The 17660-nt window shown below is 63.6% G+C and carries 10 protein-coding genes; 3 read left to right on the top strand and 7 right to left on the bottom strand.

Annotation, left to right across the window (positions count from 1 at the left end):
* Nucleotides 1-141 precede the first annotated feature (141 nt).
* The 3 genes from QRN13_RS07945 to QRN13_RS07935 all read right to left on the bottom strand — a co-directional run bounded on the left by QRN13_RS07945 (nucleotide 142) and on the right by QRN13_RS07935 (nucleotide 5886).
* A complete protein-coding gene (locus QRN13_RS07945; RefSeq protein WP_284877501.1) occupies nucleotides 142-1911 on the bottom strand; it encodes a hypothetical protein in 1770 nt (589 codons plus the stop codon).
* Complete coding sequence (locus QRN13_RS07940) at nucleotides 1904-3925, bottom strand: SIR2 family protein (RefSeq protein ID WP_284877500.1); 2022 nt, start codon at nucleotides 3923-3925, stop codon at nucleotides 1904-1906. The genes QRN13_RS07945 and QRN13_RS07940 overlap by 8 nt, the downstream gene beginning before the upstream one ends.
* A 710-nt stretch (nucleotides 3926-4635) precedes the next feature.
* Nucleotides 4636-5886 (bottom strand): MFS transporter, encoded by a 1251-nt coding sequence (locus tag QRN13_RS07935; protein ID WP_284877499.1) that lies wholly within the window; start codon nucleotides 5884-5886, stop codon nucleotides 4636-4638.
* 208 nt (nucleotides 5887-6094) lie between these two features.
* Between QRN13_RS07935 and QRN13_RS07930 the strand changes: the two genes are divergently transcribed.
* Entirely contained in the window at nucleotides 6095-7936 is a 1842-nt protein-coding gene (locus QRN13_RS07930; protein WP_284877498.1) for a glycoside hydrolase family 9 protein, read from the top strand.
* 61 nt (nucleotides 7937-7997) lie between these two features.
* On the opposite strand, the gene QRN13_RS07925 is transcribed toward QRN13_RS07930, so the two are convergent.
* The 4 genes from QRN13_RS07925 to QRN13_RS07910 all read right to left on the bottom strand — a co-directional run bounded on the left by QRN13_RS07925 (nucleotide 7998) and on the right by QRN13_RS07910 (nucleotide 14534).
* Entirely contained in the window at nucleotides 7998-9428 is a 1431-nt protein-coding gene (locus QRN13_RS07925) for a sugar porter family MFS transporter (RefSeq protein ID WP_284877497.1), read from the bottom strand.
* Between the two features lie 47 nt (nucleotides 9429-9475).
* Entirely contained in the window at nucleotides 9476-10780 is a 1305-nt protein-coding gene (locus QRN13_RS07920; protein ID WP_284877496.1) for a cation:proton antiporter, read from the bottom strand.
* 30 nt (nucleotides 10781-10810) lie between these two features.
* A complete protein-coding gene (locus QRN13_RS07915) occupies nucleotides 10811-13336 on the bottom strand; it encodes a glycoside hydrolase family 3 protein (protein WP_502868582.1) in 2526 nt (841 codons plus the stop codon).
* Between the two features lie 154 nt (nucleotides 13337-13490).
* On the bottom strand, nucleotides 13491-14534 hold the full coding sequence (locus QRN13_RS07910) for a LacI family DNA-binding transcriptional regulator (RefSeq protein WP_284877495.1): 1044 nt from the start codon (nucleotides 14532-14534) through the stop codon (nucleotides 13491-13493).
* 137 nt (nucleotides 14535-14671) lie between these two features.
* Here QRN13_RS07910 and QRN13_RS07905 point away from each other — a divergent pair, with 137 nt between their 5' ends.
* Both QRN13_RS07905 and QRN13_RS07900 read left to right on the top strand, forming a co-directional pair.
* Nucleotides 14672-16198, top strand: a complete 1527-nt coding sequence (locus QRN13_RS07905; protein WP_284877494.1) for a tryptophan halogenase family protein — start codon at nucleotides 14672-14674, stop codon at nucleotides 16196-16198.
* Nucleotides 16195-17601 (top strand): tryptophan 7-halogenase, encoded by a 1407-nt coding sequence (locus tag QRN13_RS07900; RefSeq protein WP_284877493.1) that lies wholly within the window; start codon nucleotides 16195-16197, stop codon nucleotides 17599-17601. Before QRN13_RS07905 ends, QRN13_RS07900 begins: the two co-directional genes overlap by 4 nt.
* The last annotated feature ends 59 nt before the right edge of the window (nucleotides 17602-17660 follow it).

Genomic DNA, 17660 nt, shown 5'->3' with positions numbered 1-17660 from the left:
CCTTATGGGTTTTGCGGCGCTTGGCTCGAGCCAATCCCTGGCTCCTGCCAAACACTGGCGATGCGAGACGTACCCTAAACATCCCCGTCGCCAAGCCCGTTGCCCATCTCACCATCCTTCTTTTGCCGTCATCTCCGGAATTCAGTGGCGCTGCACGCGCAATTGCTCATCAAGGCGGCGAAACGCATTTGAGTTCATCAAAGCCGGGTCCGCCTCGCCTATGCGCTGAAGGACCGTTCCAACATCGTCAGCAAAGTAGAGTGTGTCCAGGTTCACGATCGCCGTCAGCAGGCTCAGCGATGCCTCTGGATGCACCTCAGGATGCCCCGAACTGGCCAATTCATGGATTGCCAAGTCGGCGTCGGCCACCCTCAGATAAGGTGTCAGCATGGCCACCGCTTCAGGGAAGCGATGATTGGTCGCTACAGCGGCTCGGGCGAATTGGGACGATGTGCCTCGTTCGTTGAACTCTGGCTCTACTGGCCAAACCAGCTTGAGCCATGGTGCCACCTTCTTGGTCCAGAGCTCGTCAGCTCTTGGATTGCGCCCCTCGATCGGTTCCTCGTTGGGTTGCTGGAGATACGATGCGATCCAAGCCGCCGCCTCGGTCCTCATGGTGCCGGGCATCGCCTTGATGGCTTGCCGCACATCGTCCCTGGGAAGCTCAGAGGCACCAAATTCGACCCCGATCAGCATCAGCATCGCGGCCATGTTTCGACCAGTGCTGCGCATGTGCTCCATGCGCTCTGCCTCAAATAACCCGAGGAAATGGGGCTTCAGCGCCGGCCACAGCTTTTCGTCGATACGGGGCTGCCAAGCAAAACCCTGCCAAACAGCCAGGGCCTCGACCTCATCCGCCCAGTCAAATCTGGGAACGAGAACCGCGTTGGCCCAGCTGGAATCAACCGCGTACAGATAGGACAAGCGCGATGCAGCGATGACGCGCGCGGGCCTGTGGGCATCGGTGCCCGGGCTCAACAGAAGGTCGAACCTGCTGACCAGATCTTTGGGGATGCCATCCCCAACTTTCAGGCCGCGCGCAAAAAGTCTCGCCAAGAATGCTGTGGCGAGGCGGCCCATTGATCGATTGATTGAAAGCGAAATCCAACCTCGATCCTCTGGCACCTCAGCATTGTCCGGGTCCATAGCCGCCGCGAGAAGCGTCGCATCGAATAGCTCCCAGAAGATCGTCGACTCATAATCCTGCAGCTTGCCCTTGCTGGCAGCGTCCAGAACGTCGGCTACAGCATAAACGATTTCGGGACGCGCGAACGTTTCCGCGGGCAACGCCAGGGCGATCGACAAAGTCCTCGTCCGGTATTCGGGCAGGGCGGCACTGTCCCGCACACCCCAGAGGCCATACTGGTAAATCTCTGGTGGCTGAGCAGCGGCGGTGTTGGTCAAGAGCTCCATCACCGCGATTGCAAGGTCTGGCTTCGCGACACCGACCTCGCGCCACGCATCCATCAACCCTTCACGGAATTCCTCTTCGTGCGAAAGGACCTCTGCCAGCTCGGGCGCTTCCATCTCCTTGAGAGCATCAGAACTGTAGTTAGTTTCGTTTCCGATCCGGACCTCAGACCACGTGGTGAAAAGAGCACGTTCTCCGTCTTGAGCGAGCCAATGGGGATAGGCCACACGAAGGCGCTCTGCCTCCCGCGTCAAAGCCTGGTTAAGTGGTGGCGCTCCGACACGCTCGATAATGGCCAGGCGATCAAAGATACGCCGATCGCGGGAGGAGTTCCGTTCCTCTGGCTCGATCCTATCCAACAGCTCTGGTGGAGGGCCAGCAATGATCGTCTGCGCGATCTTTTCTCGAGCTTCATCAGATCCTGTGGACCAAAGACGCGTCAGGAGTTCCCCCGCCTCCTTTCGAGCACCAGATTTCCAGATCATTGGAATTTCAGACATGGGTCAACACCTCCCATCCTTCTTCTTCTGAGAAGAGCTCGCTGTAGCTCATGGCCGCTGCCGCTAGACGGCCGAAGCTTAAGTATGGCAGCTGCCGCCATCGTGACACGTGCATTCGGGCGGCTGTAGCGTCTTCTCGTTCGATCCTAGTCCACCCAAGCCATATTAGATCGAACAGTATTGGCCAGTTTTGATGATCGTGGTTCTGATCGTGCGGCACGATGGAAGGGCGGCTGAAGACACTTGGATCGTGATTGATATCTGCTCGGCCGACGACCGCGTACAGGTCAAGAATGCGTAGGAGTAGGCTAGTCAGGTCATCCAATAGGCTTGCCCAATAGGCACCGGGGTCCTCTAAGCGACTAGCCGCATCGATGATGCTCTGCAGGCTCATGTCATCCGCAAGCACCACCTCCGCGTCCGCAATTTGCGTGACGCGCTCAATGACCTGCGGCGGCTCCGTGTCCAGGCTCGGATCGTCGAAAACACGACGATCGAGCGCCTGCTTCAAACTCAGCGACGGTCTGAGGGCGGAAAGCAGCTCCTGTTTCAACCATGGAGATTCATGGTGCGTGCCCATTGCATGCGCGACGCTCCAACCGACCCGTATCCCGCTGGATGGCAAGGCCCAATCCCCTTCGGAGGACACAATGCGCCAGAAGCGATCGTAGCCTGGCTCAAGCGCTGGGCCATCGGATAGCCTTTGCCTAATTCTCTGACGCAGTATCGCATGCGGCCGCCGGCCACGCTCAAGTTTGAGAATGACCCGTCTTACAAAGCCTTCATTCTCAAGGTGACGAAGCAGCCATGGAATGAGCGCAACACCGAACGGTGTCAGCCCGAGTTGGCGACCGTCTAACGCGGACGGGAAAAGCAATGCGAAGTCAGCATCCTTCGCCTCTGACTTTGCCGCCCCCATGGCGACTGCTCGAGCTTCTTCCCGATCATGCTGCGCCAGCCGCTCACTCTCTTGTCCCTCGAACACGTCTAACCACTCGATCGGTGGCGGCTCCGCCTTCGAACCGACGCGGACCTTAGAAAATACCCGCGCACCATGGCCGTTGTCATTCGGCCGACCAGCGACGGCCCAAAGAAGATTGGCTGTATCGGTTGGATCTATCGCGTCCGGCCGAAACTTCGCGATCCGGTCGATCATGCGAGCTGTATTCGCCAGATAGTCCTCGCGGGCATCGGCCCAGGCCATCAGCGTCCTCTTGAGCCGCAGATGGTGCCGCATTCCATGATAGAAAATAGGATGAAGGTTACGATCAAGGTAGGGCTGCGAGTCCGGGATATCGCGCCCCGTATAGGATGTGAAAATGTAGGCGGGTCCGCGGGTTCGACCCAAACGCGCATCTGCATCCTCAGCCGCAAACGCGTCGGTCATGTACCTCAGGACCGGATCATTGAGGCTGTACCCGATGAACAGGACAGTGAAGTCCGCGAACAGCCGGGCGACGAAGCGCGCCGCCCAGGCCTCGGTTAGATAGGCGCGCCCGAAATCGGCGCTGGTCATGACCAACTGATGGTTAGCCCCCTCGTCCAGCCGGCCGTGCAGGTATACCAGACTTCGCCAGCTGGACGCCCGATCATCTCTTGGGATCGGTAGGATCGGACCGGCATGATAGTCGTGCCCGAGGCGAAACTCGTGTCCGGCTTGTTCGAAATAGGTATCGAAGTTGGTGGTGATCAACCGCGTACCCTCGACGTTGCGCAGGCGGGCTAAACGGAGGATGGCCTTGTGCATGTCGAGGTTTGAGGGTGGCCGATTCAGCCGATCGGCAACGATCTTTCGCACTTGATCTGGCGTGCTGCGGCTCTCTAGGAAGCCGAGCATGCGATCTGGCCAATCCCATTCCTTATCTTTGGCTTTTGGCTCCGCCCTACCCAACTCGCGATAGCAGTGCTCGACAAGCCCCCTGTAGCTGGGGAGCCCTGCTCCCATCGAGATGCCCGCGCCACAAAAAATGATGACCCGGTCGTCCTCAAGATCCTGGACGAGCTTATCGGGCACGATGGGACCGTGGCGCACAAATTGTGGCATTCGACTCAGCTTCCCCCTTACCTTGGCGACATCATTATCCAAGAGACGCAACTACGGATAGCGATGCTCCGCCCTTTAGAGCGTGTCAGCCCAAGACGCCGCTTTGCCAGCTAGCCCACCAGTGTCGGTCTCGTGGTGACGCAGACGAAGCGGCCAGACGATGGGTGGGGGTTGCAGCGACCTTCGGCTTATCGCGCAGCACGTTTATCGGGCCATCCGCCCGGAGCCCCAAGGTCTATGACCGACATTGTTGCCTGCAACAGCTAAGGTCGTTCTCACCACAGCGAGGCGTAGTCATGCAGATCTGGTTACCCTTATGGGTCTTGCGGCGCTTGGCGCGAGCCAACCCGTGGCTGCTATCGACCACTGGCGATGTAAAACGCACCCTGAACATCCCCGTCCTAGGGCTAGAAACGCTGGAGGTGCGGGCAGCCATGTCTCTCTCCGAAAAGCAGCGACAACGACTGCTAGCAGAGCGAGACCGCTAGCCAGAAGTCCTGCCGATTAGAATCCAACGAACCAGGAACATGAAGTTCTATTGAATTCAGATAGTTGGAGTCTTACGAGTCAGGAACGCTGACAGTTAGCTTGCCATGGAGCAAGAGCCGCGCTGCGCAGCTATCAAATCGCGCAAACGCAATTTAGGTGGCCCGCAGCCAATCTAGATGTCTGATCTGCGATCACATTTTTTCAGTGCGAGACGAACGAAATAAGCTAGTAATGACAGCAGCAGCAGCGAAACACGCGGCCGCCGCGATGTAGAGTCCTCGAATATTGAAACCCATACGTTCTATAATAGTCGCAGAAAGTGGGGCCATTGCTTGGGGTAAGGCGACTGCCAGGTTGTTGAGGCCCATATCCCGTCCACGGTTGTTTTGTTTGGGAAGTGCATCCGCCATCAACCCCATTTCTACCGACCCATACGCACCTTGCCCTAAACCGTAGATCGCGAAGGCAAAAACAACGACTGTCCATGACGGCGCAATCGCCAAAGCAATAGTTGCCAAACACAAGGCCACTGCCCCCGCTAAGGCTATAGCTTGCCGCTGGACAATACGAGTTCCAAACAGCGCCATTACACTAGCGACGATTACGACGCTCACGAGTGCAACGCCCGTCAGCACGGCATGGGAACGTTCAGGGGCATGCCTAGGCCATCCGACTGCGTCGGTGACGAAAAAGAGCAGATAAACACTGACAAGAGCATAGCCGGTCGCAATGAGTAGCCGACCTAACCAGACTATGGTGAAGTTGCGGGATCGAAACGGCGCAAGCAGCGATCCGGTGCGGCCGGTGTAAGACGGCAAACTGACTTTTCGTTGTGGAGCCGCCTCATCGAAAACCGCAACAAATAACGCGGCAGCACCAAGAAGAATGCCCGCCAAAAGTGCCAATCTGCTTAGCTCATATTGAGGACCGAGCGCCATCAGGCTGGACCCCAAAGCCACGGCGAGCGGATAAGACAGTCCCAGCATCGCAGAAACGGTGCTTCTCAAGGCGATCGGCACGCGATCTGCGAACACCGCTGAAAGCGGCGCCACCAGAACGTTGAAAGCCAGCTGAAAGCCGATCAAGGCCCAGACGAACTCAGCCGGCGTCGACGACTGCCATATGCCCACATAGCTCAGAACCGTCAGGAGCGCACCCAACGCGATCCAAGGCCTTCGACGCCCGAACCGTGATGTGGTTCGATCGCTGATGGTCCCCATGACGACGTTGGCGCCAGCAGCCGTAATGGCGCCCCAGAACATCGCACGGCTCAGGATTTCCGTTTTGGAATCCGTATCCAGCCCAGCCGCATGAAGCGGGGCGATGATCTGGAAAAGGGGCGCCAAGCCAATGAAGGCGGCCAGAAACAGCACCAAGTACGCCGCAACGATCAGTCGTGTACGGCGGGGATGGGAAAAACTTGAAACTTCGCCCTCCTCCATCGAACGACCTACGCCTCTATGACACGACCACCGAAGTGCGTTCCAGCGCAATCCTTCGGCCTGAGTAGGGATAGACGAAGGCGTCCAAAGCCTTTCTTGACAACGCTGTCAGATACTTCTGTTCTAGAGCGAAGCGGACGTCTTCGCAAACTGCGCCGTCTAAGAACCAACAAAGCCGTGAGGGAAGGTTAGGGTGAACAAGAGATTGGTGACGACCGTAGCAGTCTTGGCCCTAACGGCCGCATTCGGCGCCGCCCACGCGGAGCCTGCGGCCGTTGCAGTCCGAATGAGCCAGGTCGGGTTCGAGACGCAAGGCCCAAAGACGGCGACGGTTGAAGATCACGCTGCACGGCCACTGCCCTGGCGGATCGTCGATCGCTCCGGCGCTGTCGTCGCCCAGGGCGCGTCAAAAGTCTTCGGCCAGGACGCCGCCTCCGGGCAGAGCGTCCACACGGTCGACTTTCAGTCGCTGCAGACCGACGGCGAAGGCTACCGCCTGATCGTGGGATCGCACGAGAGCCGCCCCTTTTCGATTCAGCAGCATCCGCACGCGCGACTGAAGTACGACGCCCTGGCCTATTTTTATCAGAATCGAGCGGGCGTGCCGATCCTGGCGGATTATGTCGCGCGGCCGGATCTGGCGCGTGCGGCCGGGCACCCGCACGAGGTCGCCGCCTGTTTCTCGGGCGCGGACATGGCCGGCGTGGTCTGGCCCGGATGCGACTATACGCTGGATGTCACCGGCGGCTGGTATGACGCCGGCGATCACGGAAAATACGTCGTCAACGGCGGCATCTCGGTCTGGATGCTTTTGAACGCCTATGAACGCGCCATGACCAAGAGCGGCCCCGGCGCAAGCGCCTTCGCGGACGGCAAGGTCGACATTCCCGAGGCCGGAAACGGCGTCAACGATCTGCTGGACGAGGCGCGTTACGAGATCGAGTTCCTGCTGAAGATGCAGATTGCCGACGGCGTGAAGCTGAAGGTCCCGGTCGGCGCCCAGGCGCCGGGTCAGCCGCTAACCCTGACCGAGATCGACGCCGGCGGCATGGTCCATCACAAGGTGCATGATGCGCAGTGGACGGGCCTGCCTATGGCCCCGGCGGACGATCCACAGCCGCGCATTCTGTATTCGCCCAGCACGGCCGCGACGCTCAATCTCGCTGCAGTCGGCGCCCAATGCGCGCGGATCTGGCGTGACATCGATCCGGCCTTCGCGCGCCGATGTCTGACGGCGTCGCAACGGGCCTTCCGCGCGGCGCTGCGCAATCGCGACGTTCGGGCCGGAGAGAATTTCGCCGGCGGCGGCGCCTATGGCGACAACGACTTCTCGGACGAATTCTATTGGGCCACGGCCGAGCTTTTGGCCACCACGCGCAATCCGGCCTATCTGAACGCGCTGGAGACTTCGCCCTATTATCTGGGCGGACCGCTGTCGGGCAAAAGCGCGACTGGCGATCCGGGCTTTTCCTGGACGGCGTCGCTGGGATCGCTGACGCTGGCGACCGTGCCGGACGTTCTGCCGCCCGAGGATCTGGTCACCGTGCGCGCCAATATCGTGGCGGCCGCCCGCGCATACGTCGATGCCGGCTATGGTCAGGGCTACGGCCTGCCGGTCGCGGGCGAGAAATACGAATGGGGCTCGAACGGCGCCTTGATGAGCCGAGCGGTGATCCTAGGCTCTGCGTTCGACTACACCGGCGACTGGAATTTCCGCAACGCGGTGATCTGGTCACTGGACTATGTTCTCGGCCGCAATCCGATGGATCGGTCCTATGTGACCGGCTATGGCGATCGTCCGGTCCAGAACCCGCACCATCGCTTTTGGGCGCATCAGGCCGACCCGGCCTATCCCCTACCCCCGGCGGGCGCCCTGTCGGGCGGGCCGAACAATCAGGCCATGATCGACGACGTGGCCAAGACCCTGGTCGGCAAGTGCGCGGCCCAGACCTGCTGGGCCGACGACATCAACGCCTATGCCCTGAACGAAGTGGCCATCAACTGGAACGCGCCCCTGGTCTGGGTCGCCGCCTTCATCGACGACCATTGAGACGTCGCAAGTCCAAGACTTCCGCCGTTCTTCGGACGGCGGAAGCTAGCGTGTGAAACGCCTAGGCCATCTCTTCCAGTTCGCGACCCCGCGTTTCCTTCACCCAGGCCTGGACCAGGAAGAAGGAGATCAGGGCGCTGACCGCGTAGAAGCCGTAGGTGAAGACCAGCCCCAGGGTCGCCGCCATCCACGGGAAGCTGACCGAGATGGCGAAGTTGGCGATCCACTGGGCGAAGCCGGCGACGGCCAGGGCTGAACCGCGCATCTGGTTGGGGAACATCTCGCCCAGCATGACCCACATGACCGGACCCCAGCTGAAGTTGAAGAAGACCACATAGGCGTTGGCTGCGATCAGGGCGATCAGGCCGGTCTGATCGTCCAGGTGCAGCGATCCGTCGATCAGGGCGGCCTTGGAGAAGCACCAGGCGACGACAGCCAGGGTCACGAACATGCCGGCCGAACCGATCAGGAGCAGAGGCTTTCTGCCGATCTTGTCGATGACGGCGATGGCGGCCAGACAGGCGGCGATCGACAAGACGCCGGACAGGATGTTGATCTGAAGCGCGTCGTTCTCGGAGAAGCCGACCGACTGCCACAGCACCGCGCCGTAGTAGAAAACGATGTTGATGCCGACCAGTTGCTGGAACACGGCTAGAATGAGCCCGGCCCAGACGATGAGGCGCACCTTCTTCGTCGCGGGGTCCAGCAGATCGGCGAACTTGGGCTTGTGGTCGGCCGCCAGCGAGGCGCGGATTTCCTGGACCTTGCGCGCACCGGCGTCGACGCCGAACAGCTTGGACAGGACCGTCTCGGCCTGGGCGTCCTTCTTCTTGACGACCAGGAAACGCGGGCTTTCCGGGATGACCAGGAGGGCGATCAGATAGACGGCGGCGGGGATGACCTGCAGCCAGAACATCCAGCGCCAGGCGGGGAAGCCCAGCCAGAATTCCGCCGTTGATCCGCCGGCGGTCTTGGCCAGGGCGTAGTTGGCCACGAAGGCGCCGGTCAGGCCGGTGATGATCATGATCTGCTGCACCGACGACAGCCGGCCGCGGATCGAGGCTGGCGTCACTTCGGAGATATAGGCCGGCGACAGGACCGAGGCCGCGCCCACGCCCAAGCCGCCGATGAAGCGGGCGATGATGAAGTGGGCCGAAGTGTCTGCCGCGCCCGCCCAGAAGGCCGAGACGATGAACAGGGCGGCGGCGATCTGCATGACCGTGCGACGGCCGATGGCGTCTGCCAAACGTCCCGCGATAAAGGCGCCGACGGCGCAGCCCAAGAGGATTGCGCCGACGTTGAAACCGGTTCCCAGGGCCGACAGGTTGAAGGCCGCCTCCAGCCCGTCCTGGGTGCCGTTGATGACGCCGGAATCGTAGCCGAACATGAAGCCGCCGATGGTGGCGACCGCCACGATCAGGGCGATGAAGGCCATGTTGACGCGGTCGTCGCCCGCGATGTCGGGGCCGGAGCCACCCGTCGGTCCTGCCATCTCGATATTCCCTCCGAAAGCCCGCAAAATGGTTCGGGCGTTTATTCCTAAGCCTGCTGGCGTTCGGTGATACCCGGCAATTCGGGATCAAACTCGTTCAACCCGCCCAGCTCGCCCCGCTCCCTCGCTTTCCGGCCGTAAACCCACTCGAACAGGGGCGAGGCCATCAGGGTGGTGATGATGGCCATCAGCACCAGGATGGAGAACAGGGCCGGGCCGATGACGCCCTTTTGCAGGCCGATGTTGATGATGATCAGCTCCATCAGGCCGCGCGCGTTCATCAGGGCGCCGATGCCCATGGCCGTGGCGTTGTCTTGCCCCGTCAGGCGGGCGGCGGCCCAGCAGGCGCCGCCTTTGGCCAGGATAGAGCCCAGCAGGATGACGGCGGTCACGGCCAGCAGCCCCAGGCTGTTGACCATGGTCAGCTGTGTGTTCAGCCCCGAGAAGGTGAAGAACATCGGCAGCAGCACCAGCACGGCAAACGGCTCCAGCTGACGCTTGACCTCGTCGCTCAAGAGACCGCGCGGCATGGCGACGCCCAGGATGAACCCGCCGAAGACAGCATGGATGCCGACTGCGTCCATGGCCCAGGCGCTGAGCATGAACAGGATCAGCACGATGCCCAGCACGGTCGGGCTTAGCCGCCCCTCCCGCTCGACGATTCGGCCCAGCGGCGCCAGCAGCTTCGGCCCCAGCGTCAGCATGAACAGGGCGAAGGCGCCGCCTCCGGCGATGGCTGTCACAGCCACCATCGGTCCCGCGCCGAAGCTGGCCAGGACGATGGCCAGGACACACCAGGCGCCGGCGTCGTCGATGGCGCCCGCCGCCAGCGACAGCGAACCCAGCCGCGTGCCGCTGAGCCCCCGCTCCTGGATGATGCGCGCCAGCATGGGAAAGGCGGTGATCGAGATGGCCGCGCCCATGAACAGCATGGCCTGCCAGGTCTGGATGCCCTGCCCGAACAGTCCCTCAGCGACCAGCCAGGGCGCAATGGCGACGGCGACCAGGAAGGGCGCGGCCATGCCGGCCAGCGACACGGCGGCGGCGCTCTTCGCATTGGCCCGGAAGTGGTCGCGCCGGAAGCCCAGCCCGACCAGGAACATGTAGAGGCCGACGCCCAGCTGGGCGCCGACGAACAGGATCGAGCGCGACTCCTTGGGGAACAGGGCCGCCTGCAGATCGGGCGCGAACAGGCCGAACAGCGACGGGCCCAGGATCACACCGGCGATCATCTCGCCCACCACCTGCGGCTGGCCGAGGTAGCGTTTGGCCAGCCAGCCCACGATGCGGCAGGCGGCGATGATGATCGCCATCTGCAGGAAGAAGGCCACGCTCAGTTCAGCATTGGTCATGCGGCCGGTCCCCCCTTGGCGAGCGTCAGCCTACTGCGTCGGACAGACGGCGTCGCCCTCGTTCGACGCCAGGCGGATATCCTCGACCGTAACCGCGAAGTCGGCAGCGGTGCGCAGGCCCCAGGGTTGATCGACGGCGGCGATGTCGGCGCCGCGGTCGCGCAGGCACGACAGCCGCACCTTCAGCGTGCGCCATTCGCCGACGGGCGCTGTGGCGATCAGGCTGGAGATATCGACCGAACCGGAGCCGAGCGTCAGGAAGACGGGCCCCTTGGCGCGGGCGTCCACGCGATAGCGGAAGGCGATGGCCATCTCGCCGTTCGACTGGCGCGTCAGATCGACCGGCTGGGCCGCGATGATGGCCTGCCCCCCGTTCTGCGAGAAGGTCAGGGCGCGGGCCGATTCCTGGCCTGCGCCGTCGGTGGAGCGCACGGACACGCCGCCGCGCGGGCTGGCGCCGCTCTTCTCGGCCCCCAGGCGGAACTCGCCGCCCGCGTCGCGCAGCATCAGCGACCAGGGCGCGACGAAGCGTCCATCGACGAAATAGCGATCCAGATTGCTGCCGGACCCGACGACGCCGCTGTCTTCGGAGAGGGCGCCGACCCGCGCCGGACGGGCGTAGGTCAGGCCGTAGCCATAGGCGAACTGCGGGTCGTAACCCGGCTGACCCACGTTCAGCGGCTCGCCCTTGGCGGTCTTGGGCCAGCTGAAGGACAGGGTTCCGGTAAAGTCGTTGCGCGGCTTGCCCGCCGCATCGCCGACCAGCACATCGGCGATCCCGCCGCCCTCCGTGCCCGGCAGCCAAGCCGCGACGAAGGCATCGGACGCATTGATCTCGGGATTGGTCCACATCGGGCGGCCCGATAGGAAGACCGACACGGTCGGAATGCCCGCCGCCTTCAGGCGCTTCAACGTCTCAAGCGGTTCGGTCGGCAGGAAGTCCAGCGTGTCCACATCGCCCTGGAACTCGGCATAGGGCGTTTCGCCGAAGACGACGATGGCCACGTCGGGTTTCTGGGTGAAGGAGCCATCGGCGCTGAGCGTCGCTTGGCCGCCGCCGGCGGCGACCGCCTCGCGGATGCCGCTCCAGATCGACTGGCCGTTGGGGAAGTCCGCGTTCGAGTTGCCCGTGCCCTGCCATGTCAGGGTCCAGCCGCCCGAGGCCTGGCCGATATCGTCGGCGTGGCCGGCGACCAGCACCCGTGCACCGGCGTGGATCGGCAGCACCGAGCCTTCGTTCTTCAGCAACACCAGGGACTTGCGCACCGCTTCACGCGCCAGGGCGCGGTGGGCCGGCGAGCCCAGCTCGTTCAGATGTCCTTCGACCGGGCGGCTGTCGTTGAACAGGCCAGTCTTGACCTTGACGCGAAGGATGCGGCGCACCGCCTCGTCCAGGCGCGCCATCGGGATTTCGCCCGACTTCGCCTGGGACAGGGTGCTTTCGTACAGCGGCTTCCAGCTGTCGGGGGCCATGAACATGTCGATGCCGGCGTTGAAGGCCAGGGCGCAGCTCTCGTTGGAACAGCCCGGCAGCTGGCCGTGGGCGTTCCAGTCCGACACCACAAAGCCGTCGAAGCCCAGCGGGCCGCGCAGCACGTCGGTCAGAATGGTCTCGTTGCCCGAGTGCTTGACGCCGTTCCAGCTGGAGAAGCTGGCCATGATCGACAGCACCCCGGCGTCGATCGCCTGGGGATAGCCCGACAGATGGGTACGGATCAGCTCCTGCTCGGACCCGGCGAAGTCGCCCTGGTCCTTGCCGCCCGTGGTGCCGCCGTCAGCCAGGAAATGTTTGGCCGAGCCGGCGATATGGCCGGGGGTCAACGGATGATCCGCAGACAGCGCGCCTTGCAGGCCCAGGGTCATGGGGCCGGCGTAGCTTTTGGCGACCTCGGGGTTCTCGGCATAGCCTTCATACGTCCGGCCCCAGCGGTCGTCCTGGGGCACGGCCAGAGTCGGGCCGAAGGTCCAGTCGGCGCCTGTCACAGCGACTTCCAGCGCCGTCGCTTCGCCGATGCGGCGGATCAGGTCGGGATCGCGCGCGGCGCCCAGGCCGATGTTGTGCGGAAAGATGGTGGCGCCGACGATGTTGTTGTGACCGTGCACGGCGTCGATGCCGTAGATCAGCGGGATCCTGGCGCCCGGCCGCTGGGCCGCCGCCGCACGGAAGGCCTGGGCCAGTTCCACCCACTTGTCGGCCGAGGCGCGCTCGTCGCCGCCCGGCGAGGAGTTGCCGCCCGCCAGGATCGAACCCAGCGGATAGGTCTGCAGGTCTTCAGGCTTTATCGAGCCGATGTCGGCCTGGATCGTCTGGCCGACCTTCTCCTCCAGCGTCATCCGGCTCATCAATTCGGTGACGAAGGCTTCCGTCGCCGCATCGGTCATCGCCACCGGAGACGCCGCATGGGGCCAAAGCGCCGGATGGGCGCGCGCCCCGTCTGTGACGATGGAGGCTTGGGGCGTCACGGCCTGAACGGGAACGGTCCGAGCCATACTGGGGTCGATGGCGCAGGCGCTCGACATGAGGGTGATCACCAGGGCGGTGGCGGCCATGCGCATGGAAGGAGACCTGATCGTTGCGGCCGCCACGCCGCCCAAGCCAACCCCGGAGACGCGCCTTCAGGCCGATATGGATGTCCGAAACAGCCCCGGACGAAACCCACTGTGCCAAACGTCTGACAGCGCTGTCAACAGCTGCCCTGAGCTTGCCCTTTCAATGCTCGCTGCGAGCCGTGGACTGGCGCGCGATCAGATCATGCGGAACGATGACACGCGCGGCGGCGTCGCCGTCCAGGAGACGACGCAGAGGCGGAATAAGGCGTTGCGCGGCGGCGGCAGCCATCTCCGCTACAGGCTGACGGATGGTGCTTAAATCCGGCGTGCTGAAACCCGCGCCGGGCGAATCGTCGAAACCGGCCACCGACAGGTCGCCGGGCACCGACAGCCCCAGCCTCGCCGCACATTGCAGGACGCCAAGGGCCGTATCGTCGTTACTGGCGAAGATCGCCGTGATGTCGGGCGAGGTCTCGTGCAGTTTCTCCATCGCCCGCGCTCCGGAGTTGAAGGTGAAGTCGCCCTCCACCACCCAAGCCGACGCCACATCCAGGCCAGCCTCGGCCATGGCGTCCCTGTAGCCAGCCAGACGGCGCCGGCTGGCGCCGTAGGCGACTGGTCCGGTGACGAAGGCGATCCGCGTGTGCCCGAGGTCGATAAGATGACGTGTCATCTCCAATGCGGCGCGCCGTTCGTCCATCTCGATGCAGAAGCCCCGATCAAACGCCGCTTCCGCACCGATGCGGGCATAGGGCGTACCGGCCGCGTCGAGAGCATCCATCACCACCGTATTGTCCGAGTTCGGCGGGGTCAGAATGACGCCCTCGGGCCGGATGGAGTTCAAGAGCGCCATCAGATCGCGTTCGAGATCAGGCGAGTTATGGTCCACCAGCTCGATCATCAGATGGTAGTCGACCTGGCGCGCCTCCATCAGGGCGCCGAACTCCAGACGCCCCAGATAGTCGCTTCCGCGCCCGCTCTTCCAGTGTTCGATGGTCAGATCCGCGTCCACCAGGACCGCGATCAGGGACGACGACGCCCCCGCCAGACTGCGCGCCGACAGGCTGCGTCGATACCCCAGAGACGCAGCCGCCTCCTCCACCTTGGTTCGCAGCGTGGGGCTGACGTTCGGCTCGTTGTTGAGCACGCGCGACACGGACTTGATGGACACGCCCGCCTTCGCGGCCACGTCATAGATCGTCACCGTCGCCAAAATCCGTCCCCCTGAACGTCGCTCAGATCGCTTCTAACATCCCCGTTCGAAAAGGCGATGCCGACACAGCTTATGGTCAGGCTTGTCCATCGCTGTCATGCCGAAAAATGGTCTGCTAGACAGTCGGCATGATGATCCAAAACGATGCCGGTTCGATCCGAAAAATCGTCATCCTGGGCGGGGGAACCGCTGGCTGGATGACGGCAGCCGCCCTGTCTCATCGTCTGGCGGACAGCGCCGTCTTGATCGAACTGGTCGAGTCCGACGAGATCGGCATCGTCGGCGTGGGCGAGGCCACCCTGCCCCACATCCGCGCCTTCAACACGGCCATGGGCATCGACGAACAGACGTTGATCGACCAGACTCAGGCGACCTTCAAACTGGGCATCCAGTTCGTGGATTGGGGACGGCCCGGCGACAGCTATATCCATTCCTTCGGCGCCTATGGCGAGCCGATCGAGGGGATCGATTTCCACCATGTCTGGGCCGCGCGCCGCGCCATGGGCGACGCAGCCGACATCAGCGACTACAGCTATCCAGTCAGGGCGGCCGAGGCGAACCGCTTCCAGCGGCCGGTTTCCGACCCCGGCTCCATGCTGTGCACCTTCAGCTACGCCTTTCAGTTCGATGCCAGCCGCTACGCCGCCTTCCTGCGCCAAGTGTCGTGCGGGCGCGGCGTGGTCCGCACCGAAGGGAAGGTCGTCGATCATGTCCTGAATGGCGCGACGGGCGATGTCGACGCCGTCGTCCTGTCGGACGGGCGCCGTGTTTCGGGCGATCTGTTCGTCGATTGCTCGGGCTTTCGCGGTCGGCTGATCAATCAGGCGCTGGAGACGACGTTCGAGGACTGGAGCCATTGGCTGCCCTGCGATAGCGCCTTCGCCGTGCCGTGCCAGACGACGGCGCCGGTCGGCCCCTATACCCGCGCGACGGCCCGTGCGGCAGGCTGGCAATGGCGCATTCCCCTGCAACATCGCACCGGAAACGGCCACGTCTTCTCCTCGGCCCATATCTCGGACGAGGACGCCGTGGCGACCCTGATGTCCAATCTGGAAGGTCCGGCGCTGGCCGAGCCGCGTCGATTGAGTTTCAAGACGGGGCGTCGGCACAAACTGTGGAGCCGAAACGTTGTCGCGATCGGTCTGTCCGGCGGCTTCCTTGAGCCGCTGGAGTCCACCAGCATCTACCTGATCCAGTTGGGCATCACGACCTTGCTGGATCTGTTTCCCGACAGGGTCGGGATGGCGGCGGACGCCCAAGAATACAATCGGATCATGGCGCTGGAGTTCGACCGGATTCGTGACTTCCTCGTCCTGCACTATGTCGCCAACCAGCGCGACGAGCCGTTCTGGCGCGAGATGCGAACCATGGCCTGGCCAGACAGTCTGTCGGCCAAGGTCGAGGCCTTCAAGTCGCGCGGCCTGCTGCCCGACTACGACATCGGCGTCTTCCTGCCGCCCAGCTGGCTCGCCGTGCTGGTGGGGCAGAACATCGTCCCGAACGCCTGGGATCCGCGTGTCGATCGGCTGGAACCGCAAGCCCTGTCCGCCAAGCTGGGGTGCCTGAGCGACGACGTCCGATCGACCGTCGATCGAACGCCCGATCACATGACCTTCATCCGCCAGGCGGGCCAGCGCGCTGGGGGCGTCCGATGAGCGGGTCAGACAAGGCTTGGGTCATTCGAGGCGGCGGACTGGCGGCCTGGGCGGCGGCCGCCCTGTTGGCCAAGACGCTGCCGTCCGGTCATTCGGTCCTGATCGAAGACGCCGCTCCTCCCGCGCTTGGTGAAGAGCCCGAGGTCGTGATCGCCGATCCAGACGGTGTGCTCGTCCAGTTGTCTGACGGCGCCGACCTGTTGGCTCGGGGCCACGGCGGTTTCTTCCTCGGCTCGCTGCTGCGAAACTGGCGCGACGGGCGAGACATCGCCGTCGTCGAGCAGGAGCCCCTACCTGGGATCGATGGGGTCGCGTTGGCGGATGTGGTGCTGCGCGCCGCCCGTCAATCTCCTGACGCCCCCGACTATGCCACTCTTCTGGCGCCGCTGCAGTTTCAGGCGCGCGTGATGGCGGCCGGTCGTTACGCCCATCCCAGCCCGGATCGGCAATCGCCCCGCTCTCTTCTTCGTCCCAGACTGATGCTGGACGCGCGCGTTTTGACGGCGCGACTGCGGGACATCGCCCGGCGCGCCGGCGTGCGAGAGGGTCTGGGCGACACCCGCGAGATCGCGCCCTTCATGACCGTGGACACGCGAACGACCAGAGCCTTTGACGGCGACGGCGACTGGACCGCACGCCTGGGCTACGACCGCTGTCTGACCGTGCGCTACGCGGGTGGCGATCACGCGCCGCATCTGGATATGACCAACCTGTTCGAAGGGCTGGCCAGTCGCAGCCCCCTGCCCGGCGGCGGTTTCGCCAGCCTGGCCTACGCCGCAGATCGCACCACCGCTGACGTTGCGACGGCGGCGCTGGCGGCCTGGTTGGGCGGCGTTGATGTCGCCGCCCAGTCGGACGTCGCCCTCGCCCCCGGCCTGGATACGCATCCCTGGACCGGCCGTCGTCTTGCTCTTGGTCCGGCGGCGGCGCGCTTTGGCGACGCCTTGGGCCTGGATAGCGCCGCGCTGGAGCGACAGCTGACACAACTGGTCTTATCGCTGCCGGGCGCGTCCGAGCAGATTCCAGCCTGCGCCGAGGCTTATAATGATGCCGTCGTTCGCGACATCACGCACCGCGCGGACCGACTCCATTTGATCCTTCTGTGCGGGTCGCAAGGCCAGCGACTGGCCCCGCCTGGCGACGACCTCGCGCGTCGCATCGCTCAGTTTACGTCTCGCAACGCCGGTGTCGGCCTGGATGGCGATCCCTACGACCCACAGCACTGGACCCTGCTGATGGCCGGCCTTGGCCTGACGCCGCGCCGTTACGACATCCAGGCCGACCGTCTGGACATCAAGAGCGCAACGGCTTCGTTGGGGCGAATGGTCATGGCTTTCGACCAGACCTTGGCCGCCCTGCCCGCCCATTCTCAGTTCATCGACCGGCTGCGCGAAGGCGGCTGATCCAGAACGAAAAAAGGGGCGTCGATCGGATCGACGCCCCAAGTCTTCGCTCAGAGAAG

Origin of the sequence: Brevundimonas sp. MEB006b (assembly GCF_030209705.1) — a bacterium.
Classification (GTDB): Bacteria; Pseudomonadota; Alphaproteobacteria; order Caulobacterales; family Caulobacteraceae; genus Brevundimonas.
Note: the sequence above shows the minus strand (reverse complement) of the source record. Positions and strands in the feature narration are given on the sequence as shown.

Bases quoted from the DNA above. Each gene is read 5' to 3' on its own strand.
- QRN13_RS07945 (WP_284877501.1), bottom strand. From the start codon at position 1,911: ATGTCTGAAATTCCAATGATCTGGAAATCTGGTGCTCGAAAGGAGGCG.
- QRN13_RS07935 (WP_284877499.1), bottom strand. From the start codon at position 5,886: ATGGAGGAGGGCGAAGTTTCAAGTTTTTCCCATCCCCGCCGTACACGA.
- QRN13_RS07925 (WP_284877497.1), bottom strand. From the start codon at position 9,428: ATGGCAGGACCGACGGGTGGCTCCGGCCCCGACATCGCGGGCGACGAC.
- QRN13_RS07920 (WP_284877496.1), bottom strand. From the start codon at position 10,780: ATGACCAATGCTGAACTGAGCGTGGCCTTCTTCCTGCAGATGGCGATC.
- QRN13_RS07915 (WP_502868582.1), bottom strand. From the start codon at position 13,336: ATGCGCATGGCCGCCACCGCCCTGGTGATCACCCTCATGTCGAGCGCC.
- QRN13_RS07905 (WP_284877494.1), top strand. From the start codon at position 14,672: ATGATGATCCAAAACGATGCCGGTTCGATCCGAAAAATCGTCATCCTG.
- QRN13_RS07900 (WP_284877493.1), top strand. From the start codon at position 16,195: ATGAGCGGGTCAGACAAGGCTTGGGTCATTCGAGGCGGCGGACTGGCG.